The 13,641-nt window shown below is 60.5% G+C and carries 14 protein-coding genes; 13 read left to right on the top strand and 1 reads right to left on the bottom strand.

Annotated elements, in window-relative coordinates:
• Window positions 1-33 precede the first annotated feature (33 nt).
• The 10 genes from nagZ (at window position 34) to H4W29_RS00920 (ending at window position 9,108) form a co-directional block, all read left to right on the top strand.
• Entirely contained in the window at window positions 34-1,047 is a 1,014-nt protein-coding gene (gene nagZ / locus H4W29_RS00965) for a beta-N-acetylhexosaminidase (RefSeq protein ID WP_192727288.1), read from the top strand.
• A gap of 25 nt (window positions 1,048-1,072) precedes the next feature.
• Window positions 1,073-1,933, top strand: coding sequence for a segregation and condensation protein A (locus H4W29_RS00960; protein WP_192727287.1), 861 nt, complete (start codon window positions 1,073-1,075; stop codon window positions 1,931-1,933).
• On the top strand, window positions 1,930-2,652 hold the full coding sequence (scpB, locus tag H4W29_RS00955) for an SMC-Scp complex subunit ScpB (protein WP_192727286.1): 723 nt from the start codon (window positions 1,930-1,932) through the stop codon (window positions 2,650-2,652). Before H4W29_RS00960 ends, scpB begins: the two co-directional genes overlap by 4 nt.
• Before the next feature lie 183 nt (window positions 2,653-2,835).
• A complete protein-coding gene (locus H4W29_RS00950) occupies window positions 2,836-3,027 on the top strand; it encodes a twin-arginine translocase TatA/TatE family subunit (RefSeq protein ID WP_007813596.1) in 192 nt (63 codons plus the stop codon).
• A gap of 51 nt (window positions 3,028-3,078) precedes the next feature.
• Window positions 3,079-3,705 (top strand): Sec-independent protein translocase protein TatB, encoded by a 627-nt coding sequence (tatB, locus tag H4W29_RS00945; RefSeq protein WP_192727285.1) that lies wholly within the window; start codon window positions 3,079-3,081, stop codon window positions 3,703-3,705.
• Window positions 3,702-4,529: a twin-arginine translocase subunit TatC gene (gene tatC, locus H4W29_RS00940; RefSeq protein WP_192727284.1), complete on the top strand. Its 828-nt coding sequence runs from the start codon at window positions 3,702-3,704 to the stop codon at window positions 4,527-4,529. Before tatB ends, tatC begins: the two co-directional genes overlap by 4 nt.
• A gap of 91 nt (window positions 4,530-4,620) precedes the next feature.
• Window positions 4,621-5,904 carry a serine--tRNA ligase gene (gene serS / locus H4W29_RS00935; RefSeq protein WP_192727283.1) on the top strand — a complete coding sequence of 428 codons (1,284 nt, stop codon included), beginning with the start codon at window positions 4,621-4,623 and terminating at the stop codon, window positions 5,902-5,904.
• A 4-nt stretch (window positions 5,905-5,908) separates the two neighbouring features.
• On the top strand, window positions 5,909-6,682 hold the full coding sequence (gene surE, locus H4W29_RS00930; protein ID WP_192727282.1) for a 5'/3'-nucleotidase SurE: 774 nt from the start codon (window positions 5,909-5,911) through the stop codon (window positions 6,680-6,682).
• A complete protein-coding gene (locus tag H4W29_RS00925; RefSeq protein WP_192727281.1) occupies window positions 6,679-7,332 on the top strand; it encodes a protein-L-isoaspartate(D-aspartate) O-methyltransferase in 654 nt (217 codons plus the stop codon). Before surE ends, H4W29_RS00925 begins: the two co-directional genes overlap by 4 nt.
• A gap of 162 nt (window positions 7,333-7,494) precedes the next feature.
• Window positions 7,495-9,108: a M23 family metallopeptidase gene (locus H4W29_RS00920; protein ID WP_192727280.1), complete on the top strand. Its 1,614-nt coding sequence runs from the start codon at window positions 7,495-7,497 to the stop codon at window positions 9,106-9,108.
• Window positions 9,109-9,257: 149 nt separating this feature from the next.
• Here the strand turns inward: H4W29_RS00920 and H4W29_RS00915 are convergent, their stop codons facing one another.
• On the bottom strand, window positions 9,258-10,130 hold the full coding sequence (locus H4W29_RS00915) for an ATP-binding protein (RefSeq protein ID WP_192727279.1): 873 nt from the start codon (window positions 10,128-10,130) through the stop codon (window positions 9,258-9,260).
• A 209-nt stretch (window positions 10,131-10,339) separates the two neighbouring features.
• On the opposite strand from H4W29_RS00915, the gene yajC reads away from it, so the two are divergent.
• Genes yajC through H4W29_RS00900 form a run of 3 tightly spaced genes read left to right on the top strand, consistent with a single transcriptional unit; the run spans window position 10,340 to window position 13,641 of the window.
• Window positions 10,340-10,687: a preprotein translocase subunit YajC gene (yajC, locus tag H4W29_RS00910; protein WP_007813582.1), complete on the top strand. Its 348-nt coding sequence runs from the start codon at window positions 10,340-10,342 to the stop codon at window positions 10,685-10,687.
• 43 nt (window positions 10,688-10,730) lie between these two features.
• A complete protein-coding gene (gene secDF / locus H4W29_RS00905; protein WP_192727278.1) occupies window positions 10,731-13,250 on the top strand; it encodes a protein translocase subunit SecDF in 2,520 nt (839 codons plus the stop codon).
• Between the two features lie 4 nt (window positions 13,251-13,254).
• Window positions 13,255-13,641 carry an Mth938-like domain-containing protein gene (locus H4W29_RS00900; RefSeq protein ID WP_192727277.1) on the top strand — a complete coding sequence of 129 codons (387 nt, stop codon included), beginning with the start codon at window positions 13,255-13,257 and terminating at the stop codon, window positions 13,639-13,641.

The following is a 13,641-nucleotide window of genomic DNA, read 5'->3' as shown; positions in this document are numbered from 1 at the left end:
CGCAATTCGCTGAGCGACCCTTATGATTCGGGTATGACCGAATCAAAAGCAATGATCCTTGGCTGCAGCGGCCTCAAGCTGACCGACGAAGAGAAGGCCTTCTATAGGGCAGAGCGGCCGTGGGGCTTCATCCTTTTCGGGCGAAACATTTCCGAAGCCCAGCAAATCAGCGATCTCGTTGCCGAGCTGCGCGATTGCGTCGGCTGGCACGCGCCCGTGCTCATTGATCAGGAGGGCGGTCGCGTCCAACGCATCCGCCCGCCGATCCTGCAGCACTATCCGCCGGGGCGGGCGCTTGGCGATCTCTATCGCCGCGACCGTGCGCTTGGCCTGCGCGCCGCCTGGCTGATGTCGCGCCTGCATGCCTTCGATCTCCAGAGGTTAGGCATCAATGTCGATTGCCTGCCGGTGCTGGATGTACCGGTCGAAGGCAGCAGCAATGTCATCGGCAACAGGGCCTATGGCGGCGATCCCGTCACCGTCACGGAAATGGGCCGGGCCGCCGCCAAGGGGTTGAAAGCCGGCGGCCTGCTGCCGGTCATGAAGCACATGCCGGGGCATGGGCGCGGTTTTGCGGATTCCCATCTGGAGCTGCCAGTCGTCACGGTATCGCGCGAAGAGCTGGAAGCCCACGACTTCCCGCCCTTCATCGCCATGAAGGACGAGTTGATGGCCATGACCTGCCATCTCGTCTTCACGGCAATCGACCCGCATAATCCGGCAACCACTTCCCGCAAGGTGATCGACGAGGTCATCCGCACCGAGATCGGCTTCAAGGGCTTGCTCCTGTCCGACGACAGCTCGATGAATGCGCTTTCCGGCACGATCGGCGAACGTGCGGCGAATATCATTGCGGGCGGCTGCGATATTGTGCTGCATTGCAACGGCCATATGGACGAGATGCGCGAGGTCGTGGCAAATGTTCCGCCGCTGACAGGTCTTGCGCGCGAGCGGGCACGACTGGTCGAGGAAGGTTTCCCGACGGCCGATGCTACGGACGAGGCAACGATAAGAGCAGAATTCGACGCGATGTTTGCGACAGCTTGAGCAGGGGCCGGAAAGGCAGGGTAGGGTGAATACGATCAAAGGCACGGAGCGGTCTCATGCGGCGTCGACGCCGATGGACAAGCTGTGGCAGGAGAATGGCGCCGAACGCGCCACTCATGAGCCGGCGCTGGTGATCGATGTCGCCGGCTTCGAAGGCCCGCTCGACCTTTTGCTCTATCTCGCCCGCAACCAGAAGGTCGATCTGTCGCGCATTTCGGTCCTGGCTCTTGCCGAGCAATATCTGCAGTTCGTCGAAAGCGCGCGGCGTATCCGCATCGAGCTTGCTGCCGATTATCTCGTCATGGCGGCCTGGCTCGCCTATCTGAAATCGCGACTGCTGATCCCGCAGCAGGTGAAGGATGATGGCCCCTCGGGTGAGGAAATGGCCGCAACGCTCGCCTTCCGGCTGAAGCGGTTGGAAGCGATGCGCCAGGTGGCCGATGGCCTCGTCAACCGCAACCGGCTCGGTCGCGATATCTTCACTCGCGGCGCGCCCGAACATATCCCGCATCGCCAGCAATCGGCCTATGAGGCCAATCTCTACGATCTTCTGAGCGCCTACGCAGCCTTGCGACAGCGTCATGCGATCACCCAGGTGACGATCGAGCGGCGCAACGTCTGGTCACTCACCGACGCCCGCGAACTGCTGACCCAGATGATCGGCGATATCGTCGACTGGACGGCGCTCGAGCAATATCTGCTGCGGTATCTTGCAAGCCCCGCCGAGCGCGTCACGGCCGTTGCCAGCGCCTTTGCCGCCTCGCTGGAACTGGTGCGCGAGGGCAAGCTGGAGATCCGCCAGGATGGCGCCTTCCAGCCGATCTATATGCGTCGCGGCCCGAAACATGCCACCCTGCAGGTGGTCGAACAGGAGCAGTCGGATTGATCGGCGCGCAGGACGAGGACTTTGAAGGTGAAGATGGGGAAGGCGAAGACGTTTCCCGCAATCTGCAGGCGGAGATCGAAGCGGAGCGTATAGCCGAAGCGCTGGTCTTCGCCTCCGCCCAGCCGGTATCCGAAGGTTTCATCACCGAGCGTCTGCCGAAGGGGTTTAAGGCGCGTGAGATCATGCTGCGCCTGAAGGACTACTATGCGCCGCGTGGTGTCAACCTCGTGCAGGTCGATGATGCCTGGGCCTTCCGCACCGCTGCCGATCTATCCTTCTTCATCCGTCGCGATGAGAATGAGGTCCGCAAGCTTTCCCGTGCAGCCCTCGAAGTGCTGGCGATCATCGCCTATCACCAGCCGGTGACGCGCGCCGAGATCGAGGATATCAGAGGTGTTCAGACCTCGCGCGGCACACTCGACGTGCTGATGGAGGCGGGCTGGGTGCGTTTCCGTGGCCGCCGCCGCACGCCGGGCCGGCCGGTGACGCTTGGCACGACACGGGATTTCCTCGACCATTTCGGCCTCGAGGAATTGCGCGATCTGCCGGGTCTCGAAGAGCTGAAGGGCGCCGGCCTTCTCTCCGGCCGCATCCCCGCCAATTTCAACATTCCGTCACCCCTCATGAACGATGAACTGACGGAGGACGAGGATCCGATTACACAACTGGACCTTGAAGAGCTTGGGCTGCTCGCCCCGGGCGGCGCTTCCGAGGAATGATGAAGCTTGGTCTTGCTTTTGCCACGCCCGCGCAAAACAATGTCAATCACGACTTTTCGATGGACGAATGGCTTGTCACAAAGGCCGATACCGTGACATTAAGCTCAATCCAGAAGGATTGATGTTGGAAACCGTATCGGAAATTCTTACATCGAGGGAACATCGCAACAGGGAGTATGAGTAATGGGTTCTTTTAGCATGTGGCACTGGCTTATCGTTCTGGCCATCGTGCTTTTGTTGTTCGGTCGCGGCAAGATCCCGGAACTGATGGGCGACGTTGCCAAGGGCATCAAGAGCTTCAAGAAGGGCATGACGGACGAAGACGCGCCGGAAGCAGCAAAGACCGTCGATCACAAGGCCGACGAAACGAAGTAATCACGTACGGGAAAGGGCGCTGCCCCCGCGCCGCCCGTTCAGGAGCCTTGCATGTTCGATATTGGCTGGACCGAACTTTTGGTTATCGCGGTCGTTCTGATCGTGGTTGTCGGTCCGAAGGATCTGCCGCCGATGCTGCGCGCTTTCGGCAAGATGACGGCACGTGCCCGCAAGGTCGCGGGCGAGTTTCGTGCCCAGTTCGACGAAGCGCTGCGCGAAGCCGAGCTTGACGACGTGCGTAGCACGATCAGCGACGCTCAGAAGCTCAACCCGGTCAACAGCCTGCGCGAGGCGATGAATCCGCTGCGCCAGATGGGCAACGAGATCAAGGCCGACCTGCAGAATTCGACGAAGGTCGAGAAGCCGGCAGAGCAGGACACGGAGAACAAGACGGAAGTCCCGCCTGCGGAAGTGACGGCGCCGGCGCCGTCTCTGAGCCTGCCGGAAACGCCGCCGGTCGTCCCCGCGCCGCAGCCGGTCGCCGCAGCAGCAGTTGCGCCGGTGGCGCTGGCTGAAAAACCGAAGGCCGTGCGCAAGCCGCGTGTTAAGGTGGCAGATAAGGCTGATGCGGCTGCAGTGGTTGCCGTGCCGGTCGAGAAGCCGAAGCGTGTTGCCGCAGCAAAGAAGCCGACAGAGGTCAAAAAGCCTGCCGCCAAAAAGAAGAAGGATGAGGCATGAGCGGTGATATACAAGACAAGCCGCAGCCGTTGATCGAGCACCTGATGGAGCTGCGCACGCGGCTGATCTGGTCGATCGCTGCCTTCTTCATCGCCTTCATCGTGTGCTTCATCTTCGCCAAGCACATCTTCAATTACCTCGTCTATCCCTACAAGCTTGCTGTTAGCTGGGCCCATCTCGATGTCGAGAAAGCGCAGCTGATCTATACGGCACCGCAGGAGTTCTTCTTCACGCAGGTCAAGGTCGCCATGTTCGGCGGTCTTGTGATCGCCTTCCCGATCATCGCAGCGCAGATCTACAAGTTCGTCGCTCCCGGCCTCTACAAGAACGAACGCCAGGCTTTCCTGCCGTTCTTGATCGCATCGCCGATCCTGTTCCTTATGGGCGGCGCGCTGGTCTATTTCTTCTTCACGCCGATGGTCATGTGGTTCTTCCTGTCGATGCAGCAGGCGCCGGGCCATGACGAAGTTGCGATCTCGCTCCTGCCGAAGGTCTCGGAATATCTGAGCCTCATCATGACGCTCGTCTTCTCCTTTGGCCTCGTCTTCCAGCTGCCGGTCATCACCACACTTCTGGCCCGCGTCGGTCTTCTGACATCGCAGTGGCTCGCCGAAAAGCGCAAGTTCGCGATCGTGCTTGCCTTCGTCGTGGCTGCGGTGCTGACGCCGCCCGATCCCATGTCCCAGATCGGTCTTGCGCTGCCGACGATCCTTCTCTACGAGATTTCCATCTACGCGGCACGACTCGTGGAGCGTCAGCGTTCCAAACAGGCGCTTGAAGAGGCCAGCAAATCCTCTGACGTCGCCAAGACGGACAGCGTCTGACCGGTTCCTGACATTTCCTTGAGTACTGCTGTTTCCATCCGGTCGGGGTTTCTCCGACCGTTCATGTCTGTTGAAACGATCTGGAACGACGATGCTCGATATCAAATGGATCCGTGAGAATCCCGAGGCTCTCGATGCCGCCCTCGCAAAGCGTGGTGCGGAGCCCTTGTCGCAATCTCTCATCGCCCTTGATGAAAAGCGCCGCTCCGCCGTGCAGAAGGCGCAGGACCTGCTCTCCCGCCGCAACGCCGCCTCCAAGGAGATCGGTGCTGCCATGGCGCAGAAGAACGCCGAGCTTGCCGACAAGCTGAAGGCCGAGGTCGCCGAGATCAAGGAAACGCTGCCGGCTGCTGAAGAGGAAGAGCGTGCGTTTTCCGCCGAACTCAACGACCAGCTTTCGCGCATCCCGAACGTACCGCTCGACGATGTGCCGGTTGGCAAGGACGAGCACGACAATGTCGTGACCCGCATCGTTGGCGAAAGGCCACGCTGGAACCATACACCGAAGGAGCATTTCGAAATCGGCGAAGCCCTAGGCTATATGGATTTCGAGCGTGCAGCCAAACTCTCGGGCTCGCGCTTCACCGTTCTGACCAGCCAATTGGCCAAGCTCGAACGTGCGCTCGGCCAGTTCATGATCGACCTGCACACGACCGAGCACGGCTATACCGAAGTGTCTTCGCCGTTGATGGTGCGCAACGAAGCGCTGTTCGGCACTGGCAACCTGCCGAAGTTCGAGGAAGATCTCTTCAAGACGACCGATGGTCGTTACCTCATCCCGACGGCGGAAGTGACGCTGACCAACCTGGTACGTGAGGAAATCCTCGATCAGGAGAAACTGCCGCTGCGTTTCACCGCTCTCACGCCGTCCTTCCGTTCGGAGGCAGGCTCTGCCGGTCGCGACACGCGTGGCATGCTGCGCCAGCACCAGTTCTGGAAGTGCGAGCTGGTCTCGATCACCGATGCAGAAAGCTCGATTGCCGAGCACGAACGCATGACCGCCTGCGCCGAGGAAGTGCTGAAGCGTCTCGGCCTGCATTTCCGCACGATGACGCTCTGCACCGGCGATATGGGCTTCGGCTCGCGCAAGACCTATGACCTTGAGGTCTGGTTGCCGGGGCAGAATACGTTCCGCGAGATATCGTCCTGCTCGGTCTGCGGCGATTTCCAGGCACGGCGCATGAACGCCCGCTATCGCGGCAAGGACGACAAGGCGACGAAGTTCGTTCATACGCTGAACGGTTCCGGCACAGCTGTCGGCCGCTGCCTGATCGCGGTCTTGGAAAATTATCTGAACGAGGATGGTTCCGTCACGATTCCGGACGCTTTGCTGCCCTATATGGGCGGTCTGACGAAGATCGAACGGGCGGCTTGAGACAATGCGCATCCTGCTGACGAATGACGACGGTATCCATGCCGAAGGCTTGGGTGCGCTGGAAAGGATCGCAAGGGCGCTTTCCGACGATGTCTGGATCGTCGCCCCCGAAACCGACCAGAGCGGCCTTGCGCATTCGCTCAGCCTTTCGGAGCCGTTGCGGCTCCGAAAGATTTCCGACAAACACTATGCGCTGCGCGGCACGCCGACCGATTGCGTCATCATGGGCGTCAAGCAGGTGCTGGATATCAAGCCGGACCTCGTTCTGTCCGGTGTTAATTCCGGCTCCAACGTCGCCGATGACGTGACCTATTCCGGCACCATCGCCGGAGCCATCGAAGGAACGATGCAGGGCGTGCGCTCCTTCGCCCTCAGTCAGGCCTATATCTATGATGACGGTGCCCGCATCCTGCCCTGGGAGGTGTGCGAGGCACACGCGCCGGCGCTGCTCGAAAAGCTGATGACGGTCGATCTTCCTGAGGGCACCTTCCTGAACCTTAATTTCCCGAACTGTCGTCCGGACGAAGTCGAGGGCGTTGACGTGACCGCGCAAGGCAAGCTTGCCTTCAACCTGCAGGTCGATGCGCGCACGGATGGTCGTGGCTTCCCCTATTATTGGCTGAAATTCGGCGAGCGCGCCGGCGCCTTTACCGAGGGCAGCGATATTCACGCTCTGAAGCATAATAAGATTTCGGTAACACCTTTGAAACTTGATCTGACCGATTATTCCGTGACGGACCGCGTGGCGCGGGCCCTCGGACACGGAGTAAAGGGTTGACGGCAAAACTGGCCGAGAAGGAAGGCTTCGCAGCGCTGGTCTTGAGATTGCGTGCGGAAGGCATTTCCGACATCGATTTGCTGACGGCTGTCGAGCAGACGCCGCGCTCGCTTTTCGTCCCGCCGCAATTCACCGAGAACGCCTATTCCAGCCGCACTATCCCGATCGAGTGCGGCTCCTTTCTGGAGGGCGTCGATTTCGCCGTCCGTCTTTTGCATCATCTGAAGATCCGCCCTGGTCAGCGCGTGCTCGAAATCGGCACGGGCAGCGGCTTTACCGCGGCGGTCATCGGTCGCATTGCAGAGCGCGTATTGACGGTCGATCGCTACAAGACGTTGACGCTTTCGGCCCAGCGCCGCATGGAGACGCTCAGCCTGCGCAGCGTCATTATCCGTCAGGCAGATGGCAGCAACGGGATGCAGGGCGAGGGCACTTTCGATCGCATCCTCGTTACGGCTGCCTTCAATTCCATGCCGCGCTTTTATGCCGATCAGCTGGTGTCCGGCGGTTCCATGATTGCGCCGCTGATGATCTCCGAGAATGAATGTCGCATGGTGCGGCTGACAAAGACCGGCAGCCGCTTCGAGCGGGAAGAGCTCTTCGACGCTCCCTATCTGCCGATTGTTCCAAGGCTTGCTTCGCAGCTTTAGACCGGCAGCCTACAAGGCCTGGCGGGCTATGATTTTTCGCCCGCAAACTTATGGTTATCAAGTTCTCAAAAATATAGCACTGATTCCAGCGCCTTAACCGCATGGTAACACTAACGCGCTTTAATAGATTCACAAATGGTTGCGTTCTAAGTGGGTCGAGTCATGCGTTTCAGTCTTTCGCCGAAGTTCGGGAAATCGGCCGGCAATTTTCTGGTCGTCGCCTTGCTGGCGAGTGCAGCAACAGGCTGCAGCTCCGATGTAACACGTTTCGGCAGTCTGTTTTCCTCCTCCGGGCAGGATCAGATGACGACAAATTCGATCCCGCGCAGGAGTTTCAACGGGCCGCAGGGCGACCCGGTGCCGCGCGCCGATCTCGGTGGTTCGGCCATGCAGCCCTCCTACGCTCAGAATGATGCGATGAACCAGCCCTATCCGGGCCGCCCGAGCTATAATCCAGTCGCCACCTCAAGCTCCCCCGCACGGATGGCGTCCGCACCGGTTTCCGTTCAGCGCACCGAACTCGCGCCGCCGAGCGCAGCGTCTGTTTCTCCCCGTCAGCGGGAAAGAGACGTTGCGCTTGCCCAGCCGTTTCCGGCGGCTCCGAAACCCGATCGCATCGCTCCGGCGGGCGTGAATGCGCCGAGAGTTGCTCCCGATACGCTGACGACGGGCACGACGCCGAAGGTTTCGGGCTGGTCGGGGACCAATGCGCCGTCGGTCACGCTGCGTCCGGGTGAAAACATCGCTATCCTTTCCCGCCGCTATGGCGTTCCGGAAAAGGAAATCCTGCGTGTCAACAATCTGAAGACCGCTTCCGCGGCGCAACCCGGTCAGGCGATCCTCATCCCGACCTTCAACGGTGGCAACAATGCCGCCAAGGCCGCAGCCCAGTCCGCCGATCTTTCCAAGCCCGGCAACCTGCCGCAGCCGACGAAGGGCCAGGAGCAGAAGGTTGCAGTCGTTCCGGGCGCCAATTCGGTTCGCGACAAGACTGTCGCAAGCGCAGATCCGACAGGCAAGGTTCCTCCGGCAGGCGGCAAGAATCCGAACGGTGGTGCCGGCTCCTATACGGTCAAGCAGGGTGACTCGCTTGCCAAGATCGCCAAGGCGACGGGCGCCAACATCGACGATATCAAGGCGGCCAACAATCTGTCGGCGAGCTCGATCCGCATCGGTCAGGAACTGAAGATCCCGAATGGCGGGGCTTCCGCCGACACGGTCAAGACGGCCTCTATCCCGGCGCAGAAGGTCGAGCAGGTCAAGCCTGCCCAGCCGGCGAGCGCTCCGGTCCAGACAGCTTCCGCGCAGCCGGCGCCCTATAAAGCTCCTGCCGCCACACAGACGGTCGATGATGTCGAGAAGAAGTCCGATGTCAGCGCGGCTGCTCCGGAAGCCACCGGCATCGGCAAATATCGCTGGCCGGTCCGTGGCCAGGTGATCGCGGCCTATGGCGCCAACGTCAACGGCAGCCGCAATGATGGCATCGACATCTCGGTTCCGCAGGGCACTGCGATCAAGGCGGCTGAAAATGGCGTGGTCATCTATGCCGGTAACGGCCTGAAGGAACTCGGCAACACGGTTCTCGTCCGTCACGACGACGGCACCGTCACCGTCTACGGCAATGCCGATACGCTGAGCGTCACCCGCGGCCAGAAGATCCAGCGTGGCCAGACGGTCGCCGTGTCGGGCATGAGCGGCAACGTCAAGCAGCCGCAGGTTCACTTCGAGGTTCGCAAGGATGCGTCCCCGGTCAACCCCATGACATTTCTTGAATAGGTGACATTTCTGAGTAGGTAGTGCGTCTCAGGAAAGTGCAAAAGCCGGGCAGCAGCCGGGCTTTTGTCGTTTTCCGGGCTTTTATCGTTTTAAAGCGTGTCACCCAAACCCGTAGCGGTTTCGCGATGACCATACGCGCCAGGGAATGCTTAAGCGCGGTCGAGATGGATCCGCATGCGGCCGGCCAGGTCCTGGATATATTGCCAGGCGACACGACCGGAGCGGGCGCCGCGGGTCGTTGCCCATTCCAGCGCCTCGGCATGCATCTTCTCGCGCTCAAGGCCGAGCTTGAAGTGTTCGGCATAGCCGTCGATCATCGTCAGATAATCTTCCTGGCTGCATTTGTGGAAACCGAGCCACAGGCCGAAACGGTCAGAGAGTGAAACTTTCTCCTCGACAGCTTCGGACGGATTGATTGCCGTCGACTGCTCGTTTTCCATCATGTGACGCGGCAGCAGGTGGCGCCGGTTGGACGTGGCATAAAACAGCACATTGTCAGGACGCCCTTCCACGCCGCCATCGAGCGCCGCCTTGAGCGACTTATAAGCGGTATCGTCATGGTCGAAGGAAAGGTCGTCGCAGAAGACGATGACGCGATGCGGCGTATCCTTGAGGAGGTCGAGGAGCGTCGGCAGGCTGGCAATATCTTCGCGATGCACTTCAACGAGCTTCAGTGATACGCTGCTCTCGCGGCGCACATCTTCATGCACGGCCTTGACCAGCGAAGACTTACCCATGCCACGTGCGCCCCAGAGCAGCACGTTGTTGGCTGCATAGCCCTCGGCAAAGCGCACGGTGTTTTCGTGCAGGATATCGCGCACGTGATCGACGCCGCGGATGAGCTTCAGAGCCACGCGATTGGGGTGCTTGACGGGCTGCAGATACTGGCGGGCAGGGGACCAGACGAAACAGTCGGCGGCGTTCCAATCATTGGCAGCAGGTGGGGCGCCGGCCAGCCGTTCGACTGCATCTGCAAGCCTCTTCAGCTCCTGCAGCAGAACGCTATTGATTTCTTCGGCCATCGGGTGCCTCCTTCATAGATTGCAGCGATCATCCGCTTTCGCTTTTTTGATGCGGGGTAGCATGGCGTTTCCACAGCGGAAAGGTTATGAGGCAGCGGAATCGGTACGCTTTCCGGCTGTTTTTGTTGCATTCACAAGGGCTGCAACTATAGTCCGGCGACTTGAAAAGAGAGGCGGGGTTCCGCCGCCCATAGCCTGAGGAGCTTAGCATGTTTATCACCCCGGCATTTGCCCAGAGCGCAACTGACGCCACGAGTGCTTTCGGCGGCTCAGGCCTCGAAATGATCATCCTATTCGTACCGCTGATGGTGGTCTGGTATTTCCTGCTCATCCGCCCGCAACGCGCGCAGGCCAAGAAGCGTGAAGAGACCTTGAAGGCGATCCGTCGCGGCGACCAGATCGTCACCGGCGGCGGCCTCGTTGGCAAGGTCACGAAGGTTGTCGACGAGAAGGAAGTCGAAGTCGAAATCGCCGAAGGCGTGCGTGTGCGCATCGTCCGCACCGGCATTTCCGAGGTCCGCGTCAAGGGCGAACCGGTCAAGGCCGACGCTGCATAACATGCGATAGCAACACCCGCCGGATCGGAAGATAGTCGAGAGAATGCACAATTTTTCCCGCTTGAAAACACTTCTGATCTGGTTGGTTGCGATTGCCGCTGTTGTCGTTGCTGCGCCCAATCTCCTGAGCCAGGCGCAGCTCTCTTCCCTGCCAAGCTGGATCCGGCAGGACCGCGTCACGCTCGGTCTCGATCTGCAGGGCGGCTCCCGTATCGTACTGCGCCTCGAACGCTCCGATATTATCCGGGACCGGCTCGAGGCAACGGTTGCCAGCGTTCGTGACAAGCTCCGCGGCGCCGGTATCCGCTATACGGGGCTTACCGGAACAGCACAGACGGTGACGGTCAAGGTCACCGATACGGCGCAGCTTCAGGCCGCCGCCGATCTCCTGAAGCCGCTGACCTCAGCCAATGTCTCGCTCCAGCAGGGCAATGATGGTCAGTTGACGCTGCAGATCTCGGACGAGGCTATCGATGCAGACACAGTTGCTGCGCAGACCCGCTCGCTCGATATTGTCGCCCGCCGCATCGCCGGTTTCGGCAAAGAGAATTTCACTGTTCGTCCCGACGGAAACGATCGTATCGCTGTGCAGGTTCTGGGCTCCGTCGATGCCGAACGGCTGAAGAACCTGCTGAACGAGCCTGCCGCACTCTCCTTCCACCTCATTGATGAGAGCATGACTGCCCAGCAGGCGCTCGCTGGTCGCTGGCCCGCGACATCGCAGGTGCTTTATTCGCTCGATGATCCGCCGGTTCCCTATCTCGTCGATCGCACTGCGATAGCGACAGGTGCCGATTTTGCCGAAGTCGATACCAAGACCGATCCGCAGACCCAGGACAGCGCGATTGTCTACAGGCTGAATGCCGAGGCGGCAAAACGTCTGGCTCAGGCAACGAGCGCCAATGTCGGAAAACACCTTGCCATCGTCTTCGACGATCAGGTCATGGCCGACCCGGTCATCGAAACGCCGATTTCAGATGGAAGCGGCGAGATATCAGCCAATTTCTCCGAAGAGGGCGTTCAGGACCTGGCCGTCATGCTGAGGGCAGGCGCGCTGCCGGCGACGTTGACGTCAGTGGAAGAGCGCACCGTCAGCCCGGTCTTCGGCTCCGAATCCGTTTTTTCCGGTCTTGTCGCCGGCATTGTCGCTGTCGTGCTCGTGGCAACGCTGATGATTGCACTCTACCGCATGCTCGGCATCATCGCCGTCGTGTCGCTGGCCTTCAATCTGGTGTTGATCGTCGCGGTGCTGAGCCTTGCGGGTGCGATACTGACGCTTCCGGGCATTGCCGGCCTCGTGTTGATCGTCGGCATGGCCGTGGATTCCAACGTGCTGATCTATGAGCGTATCCGCGAAGAGGAGAGGGTGCCGCATACCGCCTTCGCCCAGGCGGTCGAGCGTGGCTTCTCGCGCGCCTTTGCTACGATCGTCGACGCTAACGTTACGATCTTCATCGCTGCCGTCATTCTGTTTTTTGTCGGCAGCGAATCCATCCGTGGCTTTGCGGTGACGCTGGCCGTCGGCATCCTGACGACCATTTTGACGGCCTTCACGTTGACGCGCAGCTTCGTGGCCACGTGGCTTGCAAGACGTCATCCGCGCCATTTGCCGAAGAGTGCGCTGACCGGACTGTTCGAGCATGCCAACATTCGTTTCATGGGCATCCGCCGTTACGTCTTCACGGCATCGGCGGCACTTTGCATCGCCGCCATGCTGGCCTTCGCGACGGTCGGTCTGCAGCTCGGCATCGACTTTACGGGCGGTTCGCTGATCGAGGTCAAGGCGAAGCAGGGTAATGCCGATATTGCCGATCTGCGTGCCCGCCTCAACGAATTGAACCTTGGACCGGTGCGTGTTGAGCGCATCGGCGACGCGACGAATGCGCTGATCCGTGTCGGCTCGCAGGACGGCGGCGAAAATGCCGAACAGTCGGTCGCAACGTTCATTCGCGGCGAACTGGCTGAGGACTACGATTTCCGCCGCGTCGAGGTCGTCGGCCCCGCCGTCTCCGGCGAGTTGACGATGCTGGCGACGATCGGCATTCTTGCCTCGCTATTCGCCATCCTCGTCTATATCTGGATCCGCTTCGAATGGCAGTTTGCGGTCGGCGCAATCGTTGCGACGCTGCACGATGTCATCATCATGCTCGGCCTCTTCGTACTGACTGGCATGGAGTTCAATCTGACGAGCGTCGCAGCGCTTCTGACCGTCGTCGGCTATTCGCTGAACGATACCGTTGTCGTGTACGACCGCATGCGCGAAAACCTGAAGCGCTACCGGAAGATGCCGCTGCCGATCCTGATCGATGCGGCAATCAACCAGACACTCTCGCGCACCATCCTGACGGCCGCCACGACCCTGCTTGCGCTGCTTGCGCTCTACATCTTCGGCGGCGCCGTCATCCGCTCCTTCACATTCACCATGCTCTTCGGCGTTGCGCTTGGGACATTCTCCTCCATCTATATAGCGGCGCCCGTTCTCATCATCTTCCGGCTGCGCCGGGAGAGCGGTGGCGAGGACGAGGGCGATATCAGCATGAAATCCGGCAAGCCGGCGGTATAGTTACATGGCAAAAGGCATTGAAATCCGCGACGCCCATTTCCCGGGTCGCGCTCCCATCGACACCTACGGCAATGGCGGCTTCCGCTTTGCGGATATGTCGCATCGTGGCTCCATCCTCTGCCTGCCCTCGGGCATTCACGGCTGGGATATGGACGTGACAAAGCCGCTATCGGTGGAGAATTTTCGCCGTGTAATCGATGAGGCCGCCGATATCGAAGTGCTCCTCGTCGGCACCGGTACGGAACTGCGTCGCTTGCCTCAGGAATTGCGCGCGGCGCTGAAGGCGCGGGGTATCTCTTCCGACCCGATGAGCACGGGTGCTGCCGTGCGCACCTTCAATATCATGCTCTCCGAACAGCGTGCCGCCGCCGCCGCCCTGATCGCGGTCTGA

This window comes from Rhizobium viscosum (genome assembly GCF_014873945.1).
Taxonomy (GTDB): Bacteria; Pseudomonadota; Alphaproteobacteria; order Rhizobiales; family Rhizobiaceae; genus Rhizobium; species Rhizobium viscosum.
The sequence above is the reverse complement of the archived record's forward strand: the minus strand, read 5'-3'. Positions and strand labels throughout refer to the sequence as shown.